Annotated in this window: 19 protein-coding genes and 4 tRNA genes; 9 read left to right on the top strand and 14 right to left on the bottom strand. The window is 72.4% G+C overall.

The genetic code is table 11. The features are described 5' to 3' along the window. The first annotated feature begins 24 nt into the window (after positions 1 to 24). From ACIBCM_RS16745 to ACIBCM_RS16730, 4 genes are all read left to right on the top strand, one after another. A tRNA-Cys gene (locus ACIBCM_RS16745) sits at positions 25 to 98 on the top strand. A gap of 1 nt (position 99) precedes the next feature. Beyond that, positions 100 to 171, top strand: a tRNA-Val gene (locus ACIBCM_RS16740). Between the two features lie 45 nt (positions 172 to 216). Continuing rightward, positions 217 to 288: transfer RNA gene (locus tag ACIBCM_RS16735), tRNA-Val, on the top strand. A gap of 49 nt (positions 289 to 337) precedes the next feature. Next, positions 338 to 412 (top strand) — tRNA-Val (locus ACIBCM_RS16730). A gap of 159 nt (positions 413 to 571) precedes the next feature. Here the strand turns inward: ACIBCM_RS16730 and ACIBCM_RS16725 are convergent. The 3 genes from ACIBCM_RS16725 to ACIBCM_RS16715 form a co-directional block, all read right to left on the bottom strand. Next, a complete protein-coding gene (locus ACIBCM_RS16725; RefSeq protein ID WP_399243734.1) occupies positions 572 to 862 on the bottom strand; it encodes a zf-TFIIB domain-containing protein in 291 nt (96 codons plus the stop codon). A gap of 65 nt (positions 863 to 927) precedes the next feature. Beyond that, positions 928 to 1,905 carry a phosphotransferase family protein gene (locus tag ACIBCM_RS16720; protein WP_399243732.1) on the bottom strand — a complete coding sequence of 326 codons (978 nt, stop codon included), beginning with the start codon at positions 1,903 to 1,905 and terminating at the stop codon, positions 928 to 930. Between the two features lie 442 nt (positions 1,906 to 2,347). Next, positions 2,348 to 2,554, bottom strand: a complete 207-nt coding sequence (locus ACIBCM_RS16715; RefSeq protein WP_399243731.1) for a hypothetical protein — start codon at positions 2,552 to 2,554, stop codon at positions 2,348 to 2,350. A gap of 733 nt (positions 2,555 to 3,287) precedes the next feature. Here ACIBCM_RS16715 and ACIBCM_RS16710 point away from each other — a divergent pair. After that, positions 3,288 to 4,514, top strand: a complete 1,227-nt coding sequence (locus ACIBCM_RS16710; RefSeq protein WP_399243729.1) for a protein kinase — start codon at positions 3,288 to 3,290, stop codon at positions 4,512 to 4,514. A 238-nt stretch (positions 4,515 to 4,752) separates the two neighbouring features. Beyond that, positions 4,753 to 5,205 carry a hypothetical protein gene (locus ACIBCM_RS16705; protein WP_399243727.1) on the top strand — a complete coding sequence of 151 codons (453 nt, stop codon included), beginning with the start codon at positions 4,753 to 4,755 and terminating at the stop codon, positions 5,203 to 5,205. A 239-nt stretch (positions 5,206 to 5,444) separates the two neighbouring features. Here the strand turns inward: ACIBCM_RS16705 and ACIBCM_RS16700 are convergent, their stop codons facing one another. From ACIBCM_RS16700 to ACIBCM_RS16665, 8 genes are all read right to left on the bottom strand, one after another. Beyond that, a complete protein-coding gene (locus tag ACIBCM_RS16700; RefSeq protein ID WP_399243726.1) occupies positions 5,445 to 6,254 on the bottom strand; it encodes a TrmH family RNA methyltransferase in 810 nt (269 codons plus the stop codon). Between the two features lie 53 nt (positions 6,255 to 6,307). After that, the gene (gene cobA, locus ACIBCM_RS16695; RefSeq protein ID WP_399243724.1) at positions 6,308 to 7,552 is read right to left on the bottom strand and encodes a uroporphyrinogen-III C-methyltransferase; all 1,245 of its coding nucleotides are present in this window, start codon (positions 7,550 to 7,552) and stop codon (positions 6,308 to 6,310) included. 413 nt (positions 7,553 to 7,965) lie between these two features. After that, positions 7,966 to 11,928: a nicotinate-nucleotide--dimethylbenzimidazole phosphoribosyltransferase gene (gene cobT / locus ACIBCM_RS16690; protein WP_399243722.1), complete on the bottom strand. Its 3,963-nt coding sequence runs from the start codon at positions 11,926 to 11,928 to the stop codon at positions 7,966 to 7,968. Positions 11,929 to 12,272: 344 nt separating this feature from the next. Continuing rightward, entirely contained in the window at positions 12,273 to 13,517 is a 1,245-nt protein-coding gene (gene cbiE / locus ACIBCM_RS16685) for a precorrin-6y C5,15-methyltransferase (decarboxylating) subunit CbiE (RefSeq protein ID WP_399243720.1), read from the bottom strand. 430 nt (positions 13,518 to 13,947) lie between these two features. After that, positions 13,948 to 14,583 carry a GNAT family N-acetyltransferase gene (locus ACIBCM_RS16680; protein WP_399243718.1) on the bottom strand — a complete coding sequence of 212 codons (636 nt, stop codon included), beginning with the start codon at positions 14,581 to 14,583 and terminating at the stop codon, positions 13,948 to 13,950. Positions 14,584 to 14,762: 179 nt separating this feature from the next. Then, a complete protein-coding gene (locus ACIBCM_RS16675) occupies positions 14,763 to 15,596 on the bottom strand; it encodes a MetQ/NlpA family ABC transporter substrate-binding protein (protein ID WP_399243716.1) in 834 nt (277 codons plus the stop codon). Between the two features lie 149 nt (positions 15,597 to 15,745). Then, positions 15,746 to 16,510 carry a methionine ABC transporter permease gene (locus ACIBCM_RS16670; RefSeq protein WP_399243715.1) on the bottom strand — a complete coding sequence of 255 codons (765 nt, stop codon included), beginning with the start codon at positions 16,508 to 16,510 and terminating at the stop codon, positions 15,746 to 15,748. Next, positions 16,507 to 17,604, bottom strand: a complete 1,098-nt coding sequence (locus tag ACIBCM_RS16665) for a methionine ABC transporter ATP-binding protein (RefSeq protein ID WP_399243713.1) — start codon at positions 17,602 to 17,604, stop codon at positions 16,507 to 16,509. The genes ACIBCM_RS16670 and ACIBCM_RS16665 overlap by 4 nt, the downstream gene beginning before the upstream one ends. A gap of 656 nt (positions 17,605 to 18,260) precedes the next feature. Between ACIBCM_RS16665 and ACIBCM_RS16660 the strand changes: the two genes are divergently transcribed. Together ACIBCM_RS16660 and ACIBCM_RS16655 are read left to right on the top strand one after the other, a co-directional pair. After that, positions 18,261 to 18,620 (top strand): hypothetical protein, encoded by a 360-nt coding sequence (locus ACIBCM_RS16660; RefSeq protein WP_399243711.1) that lies wholly within the window; start codon positions 18,261 to 18,263, stop codon positions 18,618 to 18,620. Between the two features lie 2 nt (positions 18,621 to 18,622). Then, positions 18,623 to 19,084 carry a hypothetical protein gene (locus ACIBCM_RS16655; protein WP_399243708.1) on the top strand — a complete coding sequence of 154 codons (462 nt, stop codon included), beginning with the start codon at positions 18,623 to 18,625 and terminating at the stop codon, positions 19,082 to 19,084. A gap of 167 nt (positions 19,085 to 19,251) precedes the next feature. Here the strand turns inward: ACIBCM_RS16655 and ACIBCM_RS16650 are convergent, their stop codons facing one another. The 3 genes from ACIBCM_RS16650 to ACIBCM_RS16640 all read right to left on the bottom strand — a co-directional run bounded on the left by ACIBCM_RS16650 (position 19,252) and on the right by ACIBCM_RS16640 (position 21,820). Beyond that, a complete protein-coding gene (locus ACIBCM_RS16650) occupies positions 19,252 to 19,755 on the bottom strand; it encodes a GNAT family N-acetyltransferase (protein ID WP_399243706.1) in 504 nt (167 codons plus the stop codon). A gap of 38 nt (positions 19,756 to 19,793) precedes the next feature. After that, complete coding sequence (locus ACIBCM_RS16645) at positions 19,794 to 20,417, bottom strand: sigma-70 family RNA polymerase sigma factor (protein ID WP_399243704.1); 624 nt, start codon at positions 20,415 to 20,417, stop codon at positions 19,794 to 19,796. A gap of 218 nt (positions 20,418 to 20,635) precedes the next feature. Beyond that, the gene (locus tag ACIBCM_RS16640) at positions 20,636 to 21,820 is read right to left on the bottom strand and encodes a glycerophosphodiester phosphodiesterase (protein ID WP_399243702.1); all 1,185 of its coding nucleotides are present in this window, start codon (positions 21,818 to 21,820) and stop codon (positions 20,636 to 20,638) included. A gap of 235 nt (positions 21,821 to 22,055) precedes the next feature. Here ACIBCM_RS16640 and ACIBCM_RS16635 point away from each other — a divergent pair, with 235 nt between their 5' ends. After that, positions 22,056 to 22,721 carry a lysophospholipid acyltransferase family protein gene (locus ACIBCM_RS16635; RefSeq protein ID WP_399243897.1) on the top strand — a complete coding sequence of 222 codons (666 nt, stop codon included), beginning with the start codon at positions 22,056 to 22,058 and terminating at the stop codon, positions 22,719 to 22,721. Positions 22,722 to 23,172 lie beyond the last annotated feature (451 nt).

Genomic DNA, 23,172 nt, shown 5'->3' with positions numbered 1-23,172 from the left:
TTCTCTCCGAATCCCCGCACTCCGGGTGGAGTGGCCGAGAGGCGAGGCAACGGCCTGCAAAGCCGTCTACACGGGTTCAAATCCCGTCTCCACCTCCAAGGACGATTAGCTCAGCGGGAGAGCGCTTCCCTGACACGGAAGAGGTCACTGGTTCAATCCCAGTATCGTCCACTGGATCCGCGAGGATCCGCCCCCGGCCGTCGGCAGGGGAACCCGGCGCGATTAGCTCAGCGGGAGAGCGCTTCCCTGACACGGAAGAGGTCACTGGTTCAATCCCAGTATCGCGCACGCGTACGCACCATCCGCAGGACACGGGTTCGCCCGTGGTACTGATCCCGCGCGATTAGCTCAGCGGGAGAGCGCTTCCCTGACACGGAAGAGGTCACTGGTTCAATCCCAGTATCGCGCACCACCGGGAGCCCCGGCCGTCGAGACGGCCGGGGCTCTGGGCCGTCCGGAGTTCCGCTGCTCTCCGTGCCGTGCTGCGTCGTTCCGCGTCGGCGGATCCTCCGGTTCGGCAGCCGCGCGGGCGGAATCCTCTCAGCCGGATTCCGCCCGGCGGGGCATACGGTCAGGAGGAGAAGAGCATCCGGCCGAAGCCCTTGTTGCGGTAGTGGCCGCCGTGGTGTCCGTGGTGTCCGCCGTGGTGCTGCGCACCCCACGCGGGGGCGGAAGCGGCCGGGTACGCCTGAGGGGCCGGCGGTGCGGGCGGGGCCTGCTGAGTCCACTGCGACTCCAGGCGGGTCAGAGCCTCCAGCTCGCCGTAGTCGAGGAATATCCCCCGGCAGCCGCTGCACTGTTCGATCTGGACACCGTTGCGGTTGTACGTGTGCATCGCTGCATGGCACTTCGGACACTGCATCGTGGGTTCAGCTCCTACCCGTTCGTCGTCGCCGCCGGGGGGCTCACCCGGCGGACCACAGCAGCCTACGACGGAGGACGGAACTCCAACTCGTCCGGGAGCCCGGCAATTCGGGCACATGTGTCGAGTACGGCCTGCTCCACCTCATCCGGTTCGCGACCCTGCGCGGCGGCCTTCGCGAGAGACAGCGCGGCGGTCTGGATCGTCAGGGCCCGTGCGGGAACATCCAGTTGGGGCCAGGGGTCGGCGGGTGCCGCCGGGGTGCCCGTGAGCGCGGGGCCGTTCGCCGCACGGTAGGCGCCGAGGAACCGTTCCCAGACCTCCGGGGGAAGCAGACCGGCCGCGTACCAGGCGGCGGGGCGCGCCAGATCCCACGCCGGGTCGCCGAGCCCGAGGTCGTCGACGTCGATCAGCAGCCAGGGGCCGCCCGGATCGGGGTGGCGTACGAGCTGGCCCAGGTGCAGATCGCCGTGGCAGAGGGCGGCCCTGCGTGCGGGGGCCTCTCCCCTGGCCCAGGCAGGAAGGCGGGCCCAGGCCCGCTCGACCGCGGGCACGGCCGGGTGCGCCCCGGCCGTGGCCCTCATCCGGGCGACGGCCCTGGCCGCCTTGGCGGGGCCGCGCATGGGCGGGATCGGGCCCGGCAGGCCGTCCGGTTCGATGGAGTGCAGCCGCGCGAGCAGTGTCGCGGCCTCCTCCCAGGGGGCGGCGTCCGGGTCGTCCGGGTCCACGGGCCTGCCGTACGGCCAGGCGGTGACGGGCCGGCCGGACCCGTCCGGCACCGGCGCCGCCAGCGGCGGGAGCAGGATCCCGCCGAGGCTGGGGTGACGGGCGACGGCGAGGCGCGCCCGGTGGCCATGGGGGTCCGTCGCGGGGTCGTGCGCCTTGGCTACGGCGGGTCCATGGCGTACGACGATGCCGTCGTCCTGCGCCGCGAGGACGACGGCGTCCCGGCCGCAGCCGTCGCAGGGGGCGCCCGGGGTGCGGTCGTGGTGGGCGGCCCGGCGGGCGACATCGGCGAGCAGGTCTATGACGGTGGCGGTCATGGGTCTCCCATGGCGGGACGGCTGGCGGAGCCATTGTGGCGCCTGGGGTGGTTCGAGTGCGCGGGGAGCCCGGAGGCGGGCCCTTTCGGTGCGTGCGCCTCTGACCGTGGCCGTACGCCGCGTGAGCCTTCGTCCTCGAACGCCGGACGGGCTGCGAATGCCGGCCCACGCCCCCAGACCGGGGCGGGCCCTCCCGGAGCACAGCCCCCAAGGCCGTCGCCGCGCGCCACCTGGACCCACGTCCTCAAACGCCGGACGGGCTGGAATTGCCGGCCCACCCCTCGAACGCCCGACGGAGCGCGGGCAGCGGGGCGTGGACGCGCAAAGGCCGGTCAGCTCCCCAGCTGACCGGCCGTTGCTGCCGTCCGCCGCACCCCCGTCCCCACGGGGTTATGGCCGGATGTCCCCGACCCGGACCGCTCTTCCGGGCCCGGGGCGCCGCTCAGCGCCCCAGCATCACGCCCACGGACGACGCCTGTGTCACTACTGCGTCCCAGCCTCCGAAGAAGAAGAGCAGCAGTGCCGCCAGGGGAAGAACCATCGCCGTCGCCACCAGAGGGTGGCGCTGACCGGACCGGCGGCCGCCGAACGCGACGGTAGCCTTGCGTCCCTGCGTGCGGATCATCGTCCGCGTTGCCGTGTCCGCCATGGTTCCTCTCCTGTTCGTGTAGACAGCGGCGGGTGTCTGACCTCGGGGGACGAGTGCTGCACCCGCCGCTTGACCACAACTTTAGGTTTCCGGGGGGCACCCGGACGTCATGCCCGCGTACCGAATCCCGGGCCTCCCGGAGGATGAGCCGACGCCTCCGGGCGTACTCCCCTGGGTGGAGACGGGGTCCGGGGACTTGGGGGTTTCCCTGAGGTGCGGCCCCCGGTGGAGCCGCGGCCGGCGGGCCTGGACGCAAAACCTCACGTGGGGGCGGGAAAACGGCGGCGGCCCTGCCCGGTGCGGCGGGAGCCGGCCCTCACGGGTGACTTCCCTCACGTCCACCGGCCTGGTGCCCGCCCCCGCCCGTACTCCCGGCCCTGCCCGGCTTGCCACGACTTCGTCCGTACGCCTGAAGTGGCCCCGGTTCGGCCCTCCCTCCGGTTGGCCCGCTCCCGGGGATCCAAAACCCCTTGCGCGCCGATCGGTTGGGGGTCCAGGGGCGCCCCGTGGAGTGGACCGGGCGCGTTCCGGGCCCTCTTCACCGTCCTCGCACTGCACTCACAATCGATCCACCCGTGAGGGCGCGGCCTCTGAGCGCACCGGGGCGGGTGTACGTAAGCTGTGGCACGTCAAAACGGACGGTCGGCCAGGGGCCGGCCGGGCAAGCGGGGTGGGGCCTCCCCACCGTGAGATATGGGGTGGGGCCCTCCCCACCGTAGGCAGGGGACGGACAATGGCGATGATGCGGCTCCGGCGCGAGGATCCGCGTGTCGTCGGCTCGTTCAGAATCCACCGGCGGCTCGGCGCCGGCGGGATGGGCGTCGTCTATCTGGGCTCCGACCGTCGTGGCCAGCGCGTCGCGCTGAAGGTGATCCGGCCGGACCTCGCGGAGGACCAGGAGTTCCGGTCCCGTTTCGCGCGCGAGGTGTCGGCCGCTCGGCGTATCCGCGGCGGCTGTACGGCCCGGCTGGTGGCCGCCGATCTGGAAGCCGAGAGGCCCTGGTTCGCCACCCAGTACGTGCCGGGCCCCTCCCTGCACGACAAGGTCGCCGAGGAGGGCGTGCTCCGGGCCGCCGAGGTGGCCTCGATCGGTGCCGCGCTGTCCGAGGGGCTGGTGGCGGTGCACGAGGCCGGTGTGGTCCACCGGGATCTGAAGCCGTCGAACATCCTCCTCTCCCCCAAGGGCCCCCGCATCATCGACTTCGGCATCGCGTGGGCAACCGGCGCGAGCACACTCACTCATGTGGGTACGGCGGTGGGCTCCCCCGGTTTCCTCGCGCCCGAGCAGGTGCGCGGGATCGCGGTCACCCCGGCGACCGACGTCTTCGCGCTGGGCGCGACCCTGGCGTACGCGGCGACCGCGGACTCCCCCTTCGGGCACGGCGGTTCGGAGGTCATGCTGTACCGGGTGGTCCATGAGGAGCCTCATCTCCAGGGCGTACCGGACGCGCTGGCTCCACTGCTGCGGGCCTGTCTGGCGAAGGACCCCGAGGAGCGTCCCAGCACCCTCCAGCTCTCGATGCGGCTCAAGGAGATCGCCGCGCGCGAGGCACAGGGCCTGTCCGAGGCCCGGCCGCCCGCCCAGCGGGACCGGGTCGAGGCCGACCGGCCGACATCGCGCTACCCGGAGCGCCAGGAGCGTACGGAGCGGATGACCCGCCCCCCACGGAGCGGACGCACGGACCGGGCCGAGCGCACGGAACGGGCCGACCGCGCCGACCGCCGTACGGCCGGGGGTTCCGGTCCCCGTCCGGGGCCCGCGCGCACCGGGGCCTCGCGCCCCCAGCCCTCGCGCGGCTCCTCCCGTACGAGCGGACGCCAGGGCACCCGGCCCGGTGTCCGTACGACGTCGACGGGGCGGCGGCCCGCCAATCCGAGGCTGCTGCGGCAGCGGATCATCGTCTTCATCGTGGTGACGCTGATCGTGGCGCTCGGCATCGCCGCGGCGCAGCAGTTGTAGCCGCGTCCACCGCCCGCCCGTCCGCCTCTCCTTGGGACACCCCCTTGGGACACCCTTCCTCGGGACACCCCTCCTTGGGACACCCCTCCTTGGGACACCCCTCCGCCAACCGGCCTTCTCCCAAAGGGCGTTGTGCACTCCCGCAGTCTGCCGGGACCTCCGGCTTGACGTACCTGGCGACGCCAGTAAGTGTATGTTGCACAAAGATCGACTCGGGTGAAGGAAGCGCTGGGAGACCATGGGGCGAAGCAAGATCCAGGACGAGGGGGAGGTCATCCGGTGGTTCCAGGAGGGCAGGACCTACGCCTGGATGGTCGAGGAGTACAGGCGCAAGTACAACATCGAGACGGTTCCGTCGATGTGGGGCAACTTCCGCCAGCGCAGGGGGCTGGACCGCCGGATCACCCGTGACGACGACCTCATCCCCTGGTTTGTGAAGGAGGAGCACCGCTGGCTGTATCCGCTGGCGATGCTGCGGGTCGAGGCCAGACGGCGCGACGGCCGGACGCTCACGGAGAACGACCGGTCCCGGCTGACCTCGTGGCGCGAGATGCTCACGGCGCAGAACACGGTCGTGCACTACGACCCCGACACCGAGGAGGGGTTCTTCTACGTTCCGCGCCGCGCGGACGACGTCGACCTCATCCGCCGGCCGGAGCGGAAGACCACACCCCGGCGCAGGGCCGACTGAGAATCCGTCCGGCCTGACCGGTGCCGGCTCCCGACGCCGGAACCGGATGTTCACTGAGGGGGCGGGCCGGGTGCCCCGGCTGAGCGGGACCAGGCCGCGCCCCGGCTGGGCCAGGGCGCGCCGCCGGGTCCGGCGGTACGCGGGAGCTCGCCGGACGGGCCGTTCCTCCGCCCCGGAAGCGCGGTTCGGGGCGCGGCGCCCGCGACACCGCGAGTGCCGGCTCGGGACGCCTCGCCGGGTCAGGTGCGGGTGGCGTAGAACGCGACGGCCGACGCCGCCGCGACATTCAGGGAGTCCACCCCGGCCGCCATCGGAATGCGCACCCATTCGTCGGCCGCCCGGAGCGCGTCCGTGGACAGCCCCTCGCCCTCGGTGCCGAGCATCAGGGCCAGCTTCTCGATCCGGCGGGCGGCCAGTTCGTCGATGCTGATCGAGTTCTCGGCGAGGCAGAGCGCGGCGGTCGTGAAGCCGTGCTGCCGGAACAGCTCCGCGTCCTCGGGCCAGGACTCCAGCCGTGTCCAGGGTACGGAGAAGACCGCGCCCATCGAGACCTTGACCGATCTCCGGTACAGCGGATCGGCGCAGCGCGGGGTGAGAAAGACGGAGTCGATCCCGAGGGCAGCGGCGTTCCTGAAGGCGGCTCCCATATTGGCGTGGTCGACGATGTCCTCGAAGATCACGACGCGCCGTCCCGCGCGGTGCGCCAGCAGCTCTCCGGCGGTCGGCAGCGGCTTGCGCTGCATGGAGGCGAGGGCTCCGCGGTGGACGTGGTAGCCGGTGACCCGCTCGGCGAGGTCGGGGCTCACCGCGTACACCGGCGCGGGCAGCTCGTCGATGACGTCCTTCATGACGTCGACCCACTTCGCGGACAGCAGCATCGACCGCATCTCGTAACCGGCGTCCCTGGCCCGCCTGATGACCTTCTCGCCCTCGGCGATGAACAGGCCCTCGGCGGGTTCACGCTTGCGGCGCAGCTCGACGTCGGTCAGACCGGTGTAGTCGCTCAGCCTGGGGTCGTCGGGGTCTTCGACAGTGATGAGATCAGCCACAGGGCGATACTGCCTTCTCCTGGGTGTGGTGCCAACGCCTGGGCAGAGGTCGGCTACCCATGGTCACGCCGTCCGACGGAGACGACATCGCCGATGACGATGACCGCCGGGGGGCGTACGTCCTCGGCCGTGACCGTGGCGGCGACGGTCGCCAGGGTCGCGTCGACCCGGCGCTGGGCGGCCGTGGTGCCCTCCTGGACCAGGGCCACCGGGGTGTCCGGGCCGCGGCCGTTCGCCATCAGTGTCCGGGCGATCGCGCCGATCTTGTCGACGCCCATCAGGACGACGATGGTCCCGCGCAGGCGTCCGAGGGCCGGCCAGTCGACGAGCGACCGTTCGTCGTCCGGCGCGACATGCCCGCTGACCACGGTGAACTCATGGGCGACACCCCGGTGGGTGACCGGGATACCGGCCGCGCCGGGCACGCTGATGGAGCTGGAGATACCGGGGACGACCGTACAGGGGATGCCCGCATCGGCGAGGGCCTCCGCCTCCTCCATGCCCCGGCCGAAGACAAACGGGTCGCCGCCCTTGAGGCGTACGACCGCCCTGCCCGCCTTGGCGTGCTCGATCAGGGCGTTGTTGATGGCCTCCTGTGCCATGTACCGGCCGTACGGGATCTTCGCGGCGTCGATCACCTCCACATGCGGGGGGAGTTCATCGAGCAGATCGCGCGGGCCGAGCCGGTCGGCGATCACGACATCCGCCTCGGCGAGCAGCCGCCGGCCACGGACGGTGATCAGGTCGGGGTCGCCGGGGCCGCCGCCGACGAGGGCGACGCCGGGTGTTCTCGTACGGTGGTGGGGCGCCGCGATGGTTCCGTCGCGCAGGCCCTCGACGATCGCGTCACGCACGGCGGCGGAGCGGCGGGGGTCCCTGCCGTGCACATCGGTCGTCATCACGGCGACCGTCACCCCTTCCGAGCGGCCGGTCGCCGGGGTCCACGCGGTGGCCGCGTCGGCGTCGTCGGAGCGTACGCACCAGGTGCGGGTGCGCTCGGCCTCGGCGGAGGCACGGGCGTTGGCCCCGGAGTCCGAGGTCGCGATGAGGACGTACCAGGCGTCGGCGAGGTCGCCCTCGGCGTACGGTCGCCGCTCCCAGCGGATCTCTCCCGCGGTGGCCATGGCCTCGACGGAGGGGGTCGCGGCCGGGGAGACGAGCACGATGTCCGCGCCGGCGGCGATGAGCGCGGGCAGCCGGCGCTGGGCGACCTGGCCCCCGCCGATGACGACGACCCGCCGCCCGGAGAGCCGGAGCCCCACGGGGTAGGCGGGGTGCGGGTGCGCTGGCTCGGCCATGGTGGTGCTACTCCCTCGGGCGTACGGGTCCGGGTCCCGGTGCGATGTGGTGGGTCCGGTGTGGTGCGGCGGGCTCCGGCGGCGCTGAAGCGGCTGGTGGGGCGGTGTCCCGGGCCACTTTACGGGGCGGAGCCATGTATCGGGCCGTGCCCCCGGACACACGTCCGTCCCCGGCGCCGGACCCATGGGGAGCGGCCGCCGAACCCCGTGAACGCCCGTGCCGGGCGACGGCGGCTCCGGCTCTGTGCGTCGACCGCCATCGGCGGTGGTCTGTCCATCGGCTCTGTCCATCCGGAGGACCGGGCAGCCAGGAGAACCCGGCCGCCGGACCGGCGGGAGCCGTACGCTCCCTCTGCCCGGACCATGGGCGGACCGGCCGCCCCGGGACGACGGGCCGGGGCGGCGAACGGACGCTACTTCTCGGTGACGCCCGCGGAGTCGAAGGTCGCGACCTCGTGCATGGCCCTCGCCGCGCTCTGCACCACCGGCAGCGCCAGCAGCGCGCCCGTACCCTCGCCGAGGCGTAGGTCGAGGTCGACCAGCGGGCGCAGACCGAGCTTGTTCAGGGCCGCGACATGGCCGGGCTCGGCGCTGCGGTGGCCCGCGATGCACGCGGCCAGGGCCTCGGGGGCGATCGCACGGGCGACCAGCGCCGCGGCACCCGCGGAGACACCGTCGAGGACGACCGGTGTACGCAGGGACGCGCCGCCCAGGATGAAGCCGACCAGGGCCGCGTGCTCCAGGCCGCCGACCGCCGCGAGAACACCGACGGGGTCGGCGGGGTCGGGCTTGTGGAGTTCGAGGGCACGGCGGACGACATCGACCTTGCGGGCGTGCATCTCGTCGTTGATGCCGGTGCCACGGCCGGTGACCTCGGCCGGATCGGTGCCGGTGTACACAGAGATCAGCGCCGCCGAGACCGTCGTATTGGCGATGCCCATCTCACCGGTGAGCAGCGCCTTGTTGCCCGCCGCCACCAGGTCACGGGCGGTCTCGATGCCGACATCGATCGCGGACAGCGCCTCCTCACGGGTCAGCGCGGGGCCGGCGGTGAAGTCGGCGGTCCCGGGACGCACCTTGCGGGGCAGCAGTCCGGGCGTGGCGGGCAGATCGGACGCGACTCCGACGTCGATGACGCAGACCTCGGCCCCGACCTGGTTGGCGAAGGCGTTGCAGACGGCTCCCCCGCCGAGGAAGTTGGCGACCATCTGGCCGGTGACCTCCTGGGGCCAGGCCGTGACCCCCTGCGCGTGCACCCCGTGGTCGCCCGCGAAGACCGCGACCGCGGCGGGCTCGGGGATCGGCGGCGGACACATCCGCGAGAGCCCGCTGAGCTGCGCGGAGATGATCTCCAGCATGCCGAGGGCGCCGGCGGGCTTGGTCATCCGCTTCTGCCGCTCCCACGCCTCGCCGAGCGCCTTCGCGTCCAGCGGGCGGATATTGGTCACGGTCTCCTGGAGCAGATCGTGCGGCTCCTCGCCGGGCAGGGCACGGCGGCCGTAGGTCTCCTCGTGGACGACCCAGGACAGCGGCCGGCGCTTGGACCAGCCGGACTGCATCAGCTCGGGGTCCTCGGGGAACTCGTCGACGTATCCGACGCAGAGGTACGCCACGACCTCCAGGTGCTCCGGCAGGCCCAGGGCGCGGACCATCTCGTGCTCGTCGAAGAAGCTCACCCAGCCGACGCCGAGGCCCTCGGCCCGCGCGGCGAGCCAGAGGTTCTCGACGGCGAGCGCCGAGGAGTAGGGGGCCATCTGCGGCTGGGTGTGACGGCCGAGGGTGTGACGGCCGCCGCGCGTCGGGTCGGCGGTGACGACGATATTGACCGGGGTTTCGAGGATCGCCTCGATCTTCAGTTCCTTGAACTGCTTGGCCCTGCCCTTCGGCAGCGACTTGGCGTACGCGTCCCGCTGACGCTGCGCCAGTTCGTGCATGGTGCGCCGGGTCTCGGCGGACCGGATGACGACGAAGTCCCAGGGCTGGGAGTGGCCGACGCTGGGCGCGGTGTGCGCGGCCTCCAGGACGCGCAGCAGCACCTCGTGCGGGATGGGGTCGTCGCGGAAGCCGTTGCGGATGTCGCGGCGCTCGCGCATCACGCGCAGGACTGCTTCGCGCTCGGCGTCGTCGAAGCCGGGCGCGGGCGGCCCGGCCTCGGCCGCGATCGGCTCGGGTTCCGACCCGGGCTCGGGGGCCGGTTCCGGCGCGGGTACCGGCAGGGGAATCGGCTCGGCCTTCTCAGCGGCCTCGGCCGGTTCGGCGGCTCCCTCGGCGGCTCCGGCGCCTTCAGCGGACTGACCGGGGTCAGCCGCTGCCTCGGCCTCCGCCGGTGCTGCGGCTTCCGTGGCTTGCGTGGTTTCTGTGGTTTCCGTGATTTCTGTGGTTTCCGCGGCTTGCATCGGCTGAGCGGATACCGCCCCGGCGGCCGGGACCACGGCCTCGGCGGGCTCACCGGTCTGCGGCACGGAATCACCGGCCGGTGCGGGTGCGGCAGCGGGCTCCGGTACGGCGGCACCGGCGTCCGGTACGACGGCGGCCTCCGCCCCGTTGGTCTCCTGCTCCACGGCCACTGCGGCCTGGACCTGCTCGGTCTCCGGTACGGAGCCGGTACCGGCAGGCTCCACGGGGGCGGCTCCCTCCGCCCCGCCGGTAGCGGACGTCTCCGCCTGCGGCCCGGCGGGCTCCTCCGCCTGCTGCTGCCCCGCGGCCCGGGCCTCGGGCTCTTCCTCCACCTGGGCTTCAGGTCCGCCCTGCAACTCGACCTCGGGGCCGTCCTGCGCCGTGACCTCGGGTCCGGGTACGGGCGCTTCCCCGGGCGCGGCCGGGCCGACCGCGTCCGGAGCCTCCTCCGGGGTGCCCTCCTGCGCCGGTTCGCCGGTCGCGGCCGCGTTCTGCACGGGGTCGCCGCCGGGAACGGGCTCGGGTGCGGCGACCGCGGCGGGCCCTGCCGCGGGCAGTGGCTCGGCGACCGACTCCACCACCGGCTGCCCTTCGGCCGCCTCCCCCGCGGCGGGGGCGGCGGGAGCCGTGGGAACGGCGGCCACCGCCTCCGTAACGACCGCCTCCGCGACGGCGGCTTCCACAACGCCCGCCTCCGCCGGTGCGGAAGCCCCGGCCTCCGGTGGCTGCGCGCCCCAAGGGGCCCCCGCCTGGGGCGGGATCTGGGCCGGCTGCGGACCGGGCGGCACGGGCTCGGTCTCCTCCTGGGGAACGTCGAGGTACTCGGGCCCCATCGTGGGCGGACCGGGGTTGTTCTGCACGGTCAGGGGGTGCGGGGGCACCCCGGCGGGTCCCCGGTCGGCGAGCGAGCGCACCACACCGCCCGAGGTGTCGGGCAGCGGCGGTCCCATGTGCAGCGGACGCCGGGACGGCGGCGGTGTCGGGGTGGCGGTGGAGGCCACGGCGGGGGCGGAGCCCTGTGCGGGGGCGGGCTGTTCGGCGGCGGGGGCCGCGGGGAACTCCTGCGCGGTCCGGGGTACGCCCGCCCCGGGCTGCCCGGCGGCTGCGTCACCGCCGTTCTGCTGACCCTCGGCGGACGGCTCCGCGACCGCCAGCTCCGTAACCGGCTGCCCGGCGTCGGGCTGCCCGGGGAGAGGCCCCCCGGCGCCATGCTCGGGCGCGGGCGCCTCGGCGCCCTGTCCGTCCGGCTGTTCGCCCGTGTGCGGACCGGCGACCGGCTCCGCCGCCGGCTGTATCACCGTCACCGGAGTGGCATGCTCCGGCGTCCCGTGGTCCGGAGCGCCCAGATCGGTGGGAGCGGCCAGCTCGGGCGCGACCACCACATCCGTGGCGCCGACGAGTTCCTGTCCGCCGTGCTCCGGACCGGCGACCGCGTCCTGCGCATCACCGAGGTCCGGGGAGCCGAGATCGGTCGGGGCCGTCAGCTCGGGACCCGAGGGCAGCCGCACCTGGAGCAGTTCGGAGACCTCGGCCTGCTGCTGCGGCACTTGGGCCTGCTGGGTCTGCTGGGCATCCGGGTGCTGTGCGGGCACGAAGGGCGCGGCCGGCTGAGCGGCGGGGTGACCGGGCTGCGCGGCGGCGGCGCCGGGCTGGGCGCCGACGACGGCCAGGTGCTCGGGGACGACCGCCGTCCGCGTCCGCACCGCACCGCCCTGCTGTCCGGGACGGCCGTGGTGCTGCCCCGCGTGCAGGGGCTGGGCCGCCACGGCCTGTTGGGGTGGTGGTGACGCCGCGGCCTGCGGATCGCTCCAGGCGCCCTGCGCCCCCGGCATCAGCAGCAGGTCGTCCTCTTCGGCCGGGTGCTCGGAGGGGCCCAGGAAGGTGTAAGCGTCCGAACCGGGCGCGTCGCCCGGCTGCTGCTCCACCACGCCTGCGTTCTCCGGCAGCCCCTCGCCCGGGATCTGACCGGTGTCAGTCATGCGTACCCCTCGCCCCATCGCTGGTCATCCTTCGCCCATCGCCCGGACGCCCGCTCGCGGCACGTCCGACGCCCGTCAACAAGAACGAGCGCGTGTGCCACGCGGCACGACGGCCCACGGACTCCCAAGCATTCTCGCGGCCGATCGCGGCCCTGGCAGGGAGATCCGCCACGGTCCGCTGTGGGCTGCGCCACGTTGCGCGCCCCCCGGTTACGACGTACCACATACCGGAGTCAAAGCGACACTCGTTTTCCAGGTTTCCCGGACAATGCCGAACGAAGCGATACACATCCAGGTGCGGTACAACGGTCGGTCAGCCTACCTCGCGCCTCTGACAGCGGGGGTCACGGGGCGGTGCGTTCCGGTTGTCTGCCGGAGCACAGGAAGACGACGGAACGCTCCCGCTCCGACCACCCCGCGGGGTCCAGTTCCACGGACTGGAGCAGGGCGCACTCGACGGTGTAGCCGCCGGCCGACAGGGCCGCGCAGATCGCCTCGGCCTCGTCGCGGGAGGAGGAGTGGGTGACGATGCGTTCGGGCCGCCGGTCGACGACGGCGGTGACGACGGGCGCGCCGCCGCCACCGATGCGTACGACATCGGGTTCGGGCAGACGCTCCAGCACCTGTGGGGCCCGGCCGTTGACGATCTGCACCTGAACGCCCGCGACCCGGGCGGCCGCGTCGGTACGGGCGCAGGCGGCCGGGTCCGCGTCCACGGCGATGACGGCGGCGCCGAAGCGCGCGGCCTCGGCGGCGAGCGCCCCGCCGCCGGAGCCGATGTCCCAGACCAGATCGCCGACGCGCGGCCCGAGGCGGGCGAGTTGGGCGGCGCGCAGTGAGGGGGACTCGCCCTCGCCGGGCTTCTCGGCGCCGTATCCGCCTTCGGGGGCGTACGAGGAGGCGGGCAGGGCCCATCCCCGCACCGGGGAGGGAAATCCGGCCTCGCGGCCCGCGATCCAGCCGCCGCCGCGCACGGTGTGGGTGCCGGTGCCGCCGATGGCGATCACGACATTGGGGTCGCGCCAGGCGTGGTCGGCGGCCTTGTCGGAGGTGAGGACCGTGACCTGCTCGCGGTCGGTGCCCAGTTCCTCGCAGATGACGAAGGTGCGGTGGACGCCTTCGAGGAGCAGGGCCAGTTCTGCGGGGCCCGCGCCCGGGGAGGTGAGGACGGCGACCTTGGGGTACGCCCGGCAGACATTGACGGCTCGGCGGAGCGTACGGGGGTGGGCGACGACGATCCGGGCGTCGTCCCACGGCATCGACGCCCGTGCGAACGCGGCGGCGACGGACGAGACCGCGGGCACGACCTCGACCTCCAGGCCGTGTTCGGGGGCGCGCAGGGTGCGGACGACTCCGAAGAAGCCGGGGTCTCCGTCGGCGAGGACGACGGCGGTGCCGCGGTGCCCGGCGATTCTGCGGGCCGCGAGGTCGACACTGCCGAGGCGGATCCGCTCGGCGCGCCCCGGTACTTCGGGGAGGGCGAGATGGTGGGGCGCCCCTGCCACGAGGGTGGCGGCCGAGAGGGCGGACCTCGCTGCCGCGGTGAGGGGCGAACCGTCCCAGCCGATCACCGTGACGCGGTCGGCCATGGTCGTCAATCTCCCTGGTGCTGTCGCAGGTGGGGCGGTGCGCGGAGTGCGCGGGCAGGCCGAGACTACCTGGAGTAGGCACTCACTGAATCAGGTCGGGGCGGGGTGTGCCACCGGATCGTCGAGTTCCGGCGGATCAGGCCGATTCCGGGCCCTCCCAGGAGGTCCGGAGGGGTCGGTGGGGGCTCGGAGAGGTCCGGAGCGAGGAGAGGTCCGGAGCGAGGAGAGGTCCGGAGCGAGGAGAGATCAGGGAGAAGGCCGAGCAGAGGCGGGGAATCTCCCCGGGCCGCAGAGGCATCCGCATGCCGGGCCGGTCGTCCAGCCCGCGGGCGGGGAACGGAGTGCGCGCCGGAGACGGGACCGCGTGCCGTACGGGGCCGGCACGGTGCGGCGCGGGCACGGCGTGGCGCCGCGGAGGCGCCCGGAGGCGTCAGTTCCAGTCGGTGAAGGAGGCGTAGCCGGACTCCGCCGACTCGTCCGCGAACCCCTCCAGGTCCTCGGGCAGCAGGCTCCACACGATCAGATCGGTGCGGGTGTCGGCCCAGCCGCCGTCCGCCGTGCGGGTGCGCGCCGTCCCGGCGCTGCGCAGCACGCCCTCGCTGATGCAGCCCATCTTCTGCGCGACCTGCTGGGCGGCGGTGTTGTCGGCGGCCGTACGCAGTTCCAGCCGTTCGAACTTCTGGTCGCGGAAGAGCCATTGGGCGACGGCCAGCACGGATTCGGTGGCGTATCCCTCACCGCGCGCCCAGGGAGCGGTGACATAGGCGGCCTCGGTGGCACGCGTGCGCCAGTCGGTGCTGCGCAGGCAGACGCCCCCGACGAGCCGCTGGGTGAGGAACTCGGTCACGGCCAGGGCGATTCCCCGGCCCTCCGTGCGCTGAGAGGGAGCGATTCTTCGCACCCACTCCGCCGCGTCTTCCGCGGTGTACGGATGGGGTTCCGAGGTCCAGGCGATGACGGGTTCGTCGTTCATCATCTCGGTGTACGCGGGGATGTCGCCCTCCTCGAAGGGGCGCAGCACCAATCGCTCCGTACTGATGGACACGTCCGGAAAGGTGGTCGTCATGCGCCGCTCCGTAACCAGGGGCCTGAGGGAACCAGGAAGCAGGGGCTCCGCCGAAAAGCCCAGCATGCAGCATGAGTCGGCCGAACCGCACCACAGGGTGCCGCACTTGTGGGGTGTCCGGAAAGGCACGGGCCCCGCACACCCCCCGAAGGAGTGCGGGGCCCGCCGGCCGGGCCCGGTCAGAACGCGGGGATCACGGAGCCGTCGTACCGGTCCTCGATGAACTTCTTCACCTCGGGCGAGTTCAGCAGCTTCACGAGCTTCACGACCCGCGGGTCCTTCTCGTTGCCCTCCTTGACGGCCAGGAAGTTGCCGTACGGGTTGTTCTGGGCGGACTCCAGTACGAGCGAGTCCTTCTTGGGGCTGAGCTTGGCCTCGACGGCGTAGTTGCCGTTGATGACGGCGGCGTCGACGTCGTCGAGCGCGCGCGGCACCTGGGCCGCCTCCAGCTCCTTGAACTGGATCTTCTTGGGGTTGGACGCGATGTCCTTGGGCGTCGCCTCGTTGCCCGCGCCGGGCTTCAGCTCGATGAGGCCGTTCGCCTCAAGGAGCTTGAGGGCGCGCGCCTCGTTGGTGGTGTCGTTGGGCAGGGCGATCGTGGCGCCGCTCTTGAGGTCGGTGATCTTGTCGGCCTTCTTGGAGTAGAGGCCGAGCGGCTCCAGGTGGACCGTGCCGACGGGAACGATGGTCGTGTCGTTCTTCTTGTTGAAGTCGTCGAGGTACGGCTTGTGCTGGAAGAAGTTGGCGCCGACCTCACCGCTCTGGGTGGCCGTGTTGGGCGTCACGTAGTCGGCGAACTCCCTGACCTCCAGGTCGAGGTCTTCCTTCTCCGCCAGGTTGTCCTTCACATAGCCGAGGATCTCGGCGTGCGGGACGGGGCTGGCGGCGACGACGAGCGGTCCGTCGGAGCCGGACTTGGCGTCCGAGCCGCTGTCTCCGCCGCAGGCGGAGAGCCCGAGGGTGAGGGCTCCGACGGCCAGGACAGTGGTGGTGATCTTGGTGGTGTTACGCACGAAAAGTGCCTTTCTCCATGGGTGGTGCGGGTGGTACGGACCCGGGTGGGGTCACGTCGGGGCAGGACCTCGGGACTTCATGCCGTCCCGGGTCTCGGGTTCTCTGGTGGCAGGGGTCCGGCCGGGTGCCCCGGCCGGAAAGGGGTTCGTCAGGGGGTCTTGACGGGCTCCGGAGCGGCTTCGGCGGTGGCCGCCGTCGGGGACAGCGGAACGGCGTCGGCCCGGAGGAACCGCAGGCGGGGAGCGGAACCGCCGCGTCCCCGGCGGTGCAGACCACGGGCCGCGAAGTCCCCGGCGAACTGGATGACCGAGATGACGACGGCGAGCACGGCGACCGTGACCCACATCAGTTCGGTCTCGAAGCGCTGGTAGCCGTAGCGGATGGCGACGTCACCGAGTCCGCCGGCGCCGACCGTGCCCGCCATCGCCGAGTATCCGATCAGCGCGACGACGGTGGTGGTGGCGCTGGAGATCAGCGACGGCAGTGACTCGGGCACCAGGACCTTGCGTACGACGGTCCAGATGCTGCCGCCCATCGACTGCACGGCCTCCACGAGCCCGTGGTCGACCTCCCGTACGGAGGTCTCCACCAGCCGGGCGAAGAAGGGGATCGCACCGATCGCGAGCGGCACGATCGCGCCCTCACGGCCGATGGTGGTGCCGGTGACCGCCTTGGTGAAGGGCATCAGGGCGACCATGAGGATGATGAACGGCATCGAGCGCGTGACATTGACGATCTGGCCGATCACCTTGTTGGCGAACGCGTTGCCCAGCAGACCGCCCTTGTCGGTCAGGACGAGCACGATGCCGAGCGGCAGCCCGGCGACGACCGCGATGACGGTGGACCAGCCCACCATGTAGAAGGTGTCCCAGCACGCCTGCTCCAGCAGGGGCCACATCTCGGACCAGGTCACTTGGCACCGTCCTTCACCAGGTCCGGGCCCGTGGCACCGGCGGCTCCGGCCCCTTCGGAAGCCCGGGGAGCCCCGGAGGCGGGCGAAGCCTCGGGAGGAGCGATGTCGACCTGGAGCCCCTGTTCGCGCAGAAAGCCGATGGGGACGACGTTCTCCTCGAAGCGGCCGGGCAGTTCGATACGCATCCGGCCGACCTGCCTGCCCCCGACGGTGTCCATCGCGGCACCCAGGATCGAGATGTCGACGTTGTACGTGCGCGAGAGCTCGGAGATCACCGGCCGGGTGGCCGCGTCGCCGTGGAAGGTGATGTCCACGACCGTGCGGTCGGCACCGGAGGCGGCACCGCTGACCGGGAAGAGCGCGGCGGCCAGTTCGGAGCCCGGGGTGGCGAGCAGTTCGTCCACCGTGCCGGACTCGACGATCCTGCCGTTCGCCATCAGGGCGGCCGAGTCGCAGACGGTCTTGACCACATCCATCTCGTGCGTGATCAGCAGCACGGTGAGTCCGAGCCTGCGGTTGAGATCACGCAGCAGTTCGAGGATCGAGCGGGTGGTCTCGGGGTCGAGCGCGCTGGTCGCCTCGTCGGACAGGAGGACCTTGGGGTCCCCGGCGAGGGCACGGGCGATGCCTACGCGCTGCTTCTGTCCGCCGGAGAGCTGGCCGGGATAGGACCTGGCCTTGTCGGAGAGGCCGACCAGGTCGAGCAGTTCCCGTGCCTTGCGGGCGCGCTCCCGGCCGGAGAGGCCGAGGATCTCCAGGGGCAGTTCGACGTTGTCCTGCACCGAGCGGGAGGACAGCAGATTGAAATGCTGGAAGACCATGCCGATCCGGCTGCGGGCCTCGCGCAGCCGCCGGCCCGCGCGGGGCCCGCTTCCGGCGAGTGCGGTGAGTTCCTGACCGGCCACGGTCACGGTGCCGGAGGTGGGGCGTTCGAGGAGGTTGACGCAGCGGATGAGGGAGGACTTGCCGGCGCCGCTCTGGCCGATGACGCCGTACACCTCGCCCTCCCTGACATGGAGGTCGACGCCGTCCAGGGCGGTGACCTCGCGTCCTCGCGAGCGGTAGACCTTGGTCAGGCCCGATGTGGTGATCACTGGATGGTCCGTACTGTCGAGTGCGCGGCTCGGTTGCTCGCCGGGCACGGGGCGTTCGTCTGCGGGGCTCTTCAGGGCGTTCGTCGTCGAAACGCCGACACAGCACGGTCTCGCTCGGGAGCGCCGCCGCGGCCCGGCGCCCAGGGAGGGCTCCGGCAGTACGGGGAGGACGACTCGTGCGCGGGGCGGCGGTCCGGGTCAGCCGGCCCGGGGTCCGCCGGGTCTCACTTCGGGGCGCGAGGAAAAGTCAGGGGCCCTCAGAAGGCGCACATTCGACACAGACAACGAGCACCGGGCGTGGTGATCGCCTCGGTCGCAAGGATGCGGCTGCTCGTCGTGGTCATGGCGGTAAGTAAAGCAGATGGTCTGAGCAGGCGAATCGGGCGGTCCGTATGACGGACAGCGGCGAGACGAGATCCGGATGAATCAATTCCGCTTCTCCAGTGACCGCTCAGACGGCTCTGACCTGGGAGAATAACGTGCGGCACCGATCAGCTCCCCCGGAGACGGCCGCCACCGGGAACGAGCGTGCTGTGGTCAAGACCACGATTCCCGACCGTGCGGCCACCGCCCGGCGCTTCCGGGGAGCCCTGAGCGGCCCGGGAGCGCCCGGGCCGCTCGCGGCGCGGCCCCCGGCCCGTAATACGCTCGGGGCCATGCTCGACGCCCTGACGGTCGCGGTCGCCGTGACCGCGCTCGCTCTCGCCGCCTGGTGCGGTTTCGCCGCGTACCGGAATCAGCCCACGAAGGACTGGCACTTCATCGGCATGGCGGTGGTGTCGGTGCTGGCGCTGGCGCAGCTGGTCATCGGGATCGCGCAGCTCGCACGGGGAGAGAAGCCGGACCAGGGCTCGACGATCTTCATCGCCTATCTGATCGGATCGTTCGCCACCGTCCCGGCGGCCGGATTTCTGTCACTGGGCGAGCGGACCCGCTGGGGTTCGGCCACGGTCGCGGCCGGCGCGGTCGTGCTCGCGGTACTCGAAGTACGGCTCTACGACATCTGGGGAGGCTGACGATGGCCCGGCCCGTCACCACCGGGAGCACGGACACCACCGGGAGCACCGGACGGGACACCCGACTGGTCCGGGGGCCCGGACTGCTGCTGGTCTGGCTCTACGGGGTGATGTCGGTCGGCGCGGTCTCGCGCTCGATCTTCCACATCTTCACCGACTTCGACAGCGCCCCGCTCGCGCACGGGCTCTCCGCCGTCGCGGCCGTGGTGTACGCGTTCATCACGTACACCCTCGTCCGCGGCGGGGAGAAGGCCCGCAGGGCGGCGCTGGTGTGCTGCGCCGCCGAACTGGCCGGTGTGCTGATCGTCGGCACCTGGACCGTGGTGGACCCGTCCGCCTTCCCCGACAGCACGGTCTGGTCGGGGTACGGCATGGGATACGTCTTCATCCCGGTGCTCCTGCCGGTCACCGGGATGCTGTGGCTTCGCCGCTCGCGCGCGCAGCGGCCGCCCGCGACGGCCTGACCGACGACCCGACCCGACGACCGGACCGCCTGCGTAACCGACGACCCGACCCGACGACCGGACCGCCTGCGTAACCGACGCCCCGACCCGACGACCGGACGGCTGACCCGCGACCGACAGAGCCGCGACGGCCGGGGCCGGCGGCGACCGCCGGAGTCCGCCGCCCCTCAGGCGCTGGCCGCGTACGCCTGCGCCGCGGCCTCCTTCTCCAGTGTGACCAGGGTGAGCCTCGGGCCGATCTCCTCCCGCGCGACCGGGACATAGCCCCGGCTGCGGTAGAGCCGGAGGTTGCCCTCGCTGCGGTGGCCGGTGAAGAGCTGGAAGCGGCGTGCGGAGGGCTCCGCGGCGAAGTGGGTCTCGATCGCGTCGAGCAGCCGGCCGCCGAGACCGTGGCGCTGCATCCGCGGATGGACGATCAGCTTGGCGATCCGCGCGGTGCCGTCCTCGTCGACCGTGCCCCGCACGGACGCGATCACCTCGTCACCGAGCCGGGCCACCAGGGCGTGGCCCCGGCCGATCTCGGCCCGCAGATCGTCGAGCGACTGGGTGAGGGGCTCGATGGAGTAGTCGCCGTAGAGCTCCGCCTCGCTCTGGTAGCACAGATACTGGAGCTTGAGGATCTGCTCCGCGTCCTGCGCTCTCGCCGCTGAGATGGTCACGCTCATGCCCATGTGCGCACGCCTCCCGCTCACCTGTCCACGCCGGTTGTCTATCGCTCCATTCCCCCGGGGGCCGGAGCCGCAACCTCTGACGTGAGCATTCTGCGCAGGCATCCCAGGCAACGGGAACGCATGGGCCCTAGACTTCCTTGTGAGATTCCCAACTCTCCTGCGATTTCGCGGTATGTGGGGTCGCTCGGGGACAACATCGCAGCCAGGAGCCGTGGGCAGGCTCCCGGGGTACGGGCGACGGCGGCCCGTACCGTACGGCGCCGTTCCGCCCTGAGTACGGCGGGTTCGGGGCCGCCCGCCGGATCGGAGGGCGGTTCGGGGCGGCCGAGCGGGTGCTCCCGCGCGGCCGTGCGGCGGGCGCGCCGGGCCTCGGCCCGTACGGCCGCACGCACCCAGCCGGCCGTGTCGGACGGCGGCCCCGAACCGCCGAGCCGCTCGAACAGCCGCACCCAGACCGCCTGTTCCAGATCGCCCGCGTCCATGGCCGCGCCGGGGGCCTCGGCCCTCGCCTCCGCCGTGACCAGCGGGCGCAGGGCGCTGACCAGGTCCCCGCCGCCGTCCGGGGACGCGAGGACCCCCGGGTCGGCGGGGGCGGCACCGGCCGCGCGGCTGACGGGGACTGTGCGGTCGGTGCCGTGGACGGGGTCTGCGAGTGGCGTCATGCCCGGCGGGACGAGCCCCCGCGCGGCGGCGGTTGCCGTACGGCGGCTCCGTCACCCGTACGGGCGCCCGCCCCGCGCCCCGGAGGGACCGGCCGAACGGCCCCTGGATATCAGGCCGACGGCCCATGGGCATCAGGCCCCGGCCGGGGCAGGCACTGAACAGCCGCTTGCCGGCAGCGCGCTGAACGGATCGCTCCCCGGCTCGTTCAGCGGCTCGTTCAGCGGCCGAAGTCGGCGGCGGCCAGCAGGCCGGTGTCCGGGTGGTCGGTGAAGATCCCGTCGATGCCCGTCTCGAAGTACCGCCGGAAGGCGCCGAAGACATCCCCGTACGCGTTCGGATCGACGCCGGGCGCGCCGTCCCGGTCCCGCCGGAAGTCGGCCGGAAGGAAGGTGTTCTCGTTCCGCATCGTGTAGGGGTGGAGGATCAGCCCCTGCCGGTGGGCGTCGCGCACCAGCGTGGTCGGCGACCCGAGCCGTCCGTCCGGCCCCCGCGGAATGATCAGCTCCAGGGTGGGGCCGATGCCCTGGGCGTACGAGGCGATCCACTTCAGGCCCTCCGGCGTGATCAGATCGGCCACCGTGCGCGGGTCGCCGGCCTCCTGGAAGTCCCAGGGCCGGGTGCGCGCCCCCGAGAGCAGGACGACCCGGGGCGAGGACACCAGCCGGGCCATGCGCTGCATGCTGCCCGGCTCGAACGACTGGAGGAAGACGGCCGAGTCACGCCGGTCGCGCCCGTACCGCCGCAGCAGCTTCGCCAGCGGCTCCTCAAGGCCGAGGCCGAGCCCCCGGAAGTACGTGGGGTGCTTGGTCTCGACATGGAGCCACACGGGACGGCCCCGGCGCCGGCCCTCCTTCCGGGCCCAGCGCAGCACCTCCTCGAAGGAGGGGATCGTCCAGCGACCGTCGTAGAGGGTGTTGTCGGGGCGGGTGCCGGGGATGCGCTCCTTCGCCCGCAGCGTCTTCAGTTCGGCGAGGGTGAAGTCCTCGGTGAACCAGCCGGTGATATCGGTGCCGTCGACCTTCTTCGTCGTCCTGCGGGACGCGAACTCCGGGTGGTCGGCGACATCCGTGGTCCCCGTGATGTCGTTCTCGTGACGGCAGACGAGATGACCGTCCCCGGTCGGCACCAGATCCTGCTCGACGACGTGCGCGCCCATGTCGAGAGCGAGCTGGTAGGCGCCGATGGTGTGCTCGGGCCGGTAGCCGCTGGCGCCCCGGTGGGCGATCACCGTGGGGCGGGGCAGATCCCGGTACGAGCCGCCCCGCTCCCCTTCGTGGCGGTCGTCCGCCGCCGCCGGGGCGGCTGCGGCGAGGGTGCCGCCGGCGCCGATCACGGCCGTGGAGAGCATCGCCGCTCCGAGTACCGTGCGCCGTCCCGGGCTGGACTCCGTGCCCTGTGTCATCGGGTTTCCTCCGCGTGAAATTCCTTGTGATGTCCGGCACCTGTCAGGTGATGACGACGCTAGGGAGGGTTGCCTTCGGCGGGGAAGACCAGGGGGAAACGGCGACCGAACACCTGTCGACACGGTCTTGATGCCCTGTGAACCCGATGTGCGGCAACGCCCGAGCCGCGAGTATCGTCCTCACCTGCACAGACCTCACCGCATCTGGTCGCCGTCGGAGGCCCCGTTGTCCCGCTTGTCGCTCATCAAGGCCGTTCTAGGACCGATCCTGCGCCTGATGTTCCGTCCCCGGGTGGAAGGCGTCGAGAACATTCCGGGCTCGGGTGCCGTCATTCTGGCCGGGAACCATCTGACCTTCATCGACTCGATGATCCTTCCGCTGGTGTGCTCGCGGCCGGTCTACTTCATCGGCAAGGACGAGTATGTGACGGGCAAGGGCCTCAAGGGCCGGCTGATGGCGTGGTTCTTCACGGGTGTCGGCATGATCCCGGTGGACCGCGACGGTGCCAACGGCGGGGTGGCCGCGCTGATGACGGGTCGGCGGGTGCTGGAGAGGGGGCGGATCTTCGGCATCTACCCCGAGGGCACGCGCTCCCCCGACGGGCGGCTGTACCGGGGGCGGACCGGGATCGCCCGGCTCACCCTGATGACCGGGGCGCCGGTCGTGCCCTTCGCCGTCATCGGCACGGACAAGCTCCAGCCGGGCGGTACGGGGCTGCCGCGGCCGGGAAGGGTGACGATCCGCTTCGGTGAGCCGCTGGAGTTCTCGCGGTACGAGGGCATGGACCGGGACCGCTATGTGCTGCGGGCGGTGACGGACTCGGTGATGGCGGAGGTGATGGCGCTGTCGGGGCAGGAGTATGTGGACATCTACGCCACGAAGGCGAAGGAGGCGGCCTGACTTCTCGGGCCGCTTCTGGGCTCCGCCCGGGCAACCAGGGGTCCCGAGCACCGGGGCCCTGTTGTCTGGGCCCTCCGGATCCCCGGGCTTCCGGCTTCCCGTAGCCGGGGGCGTCTGCCCGGGGGGCACGTCTCTCGTCTCCTCCCCCGGTGAGGGCCCGTGCCGGGGCTCCGCCCCCGGACCCGGCTCCTCAAACGCCGGAGAGGCTGATTCCGGGCACCCCCACCCGTAAGGCACCAGGACGCCTGGGCCCAAGGAGCCCGGCCACGCCCGCACCTTGTCGGGGCTCCGCCCCGAACCCCGCTCCTCAAACGCCGGAGAGGCTGGAATTGCCGCTCCCGGCCCGGAAGACGCCACACACCCGGGCTGAAATGCCTCCCCAGCCCCGGACAACCAGCCCGTCCGGCGATTGAGGACGGACCCGAGGTACAAGACCGGTCGCCCGACAAGG

Origin of the sequence: Streptomyces sp. NPDC051018, assembly GCF_044456085.1 — a bacterium.
GTDB lineage: Bacteria > Actinomycetota > Actinomycetes > Streptomycetales > Streptomycetaceae > Streptomyces.
Note: the sequence above shows the minus strand (reverse complement) of the source record. Positions and strands in the feature narration are given on the sequence as shown.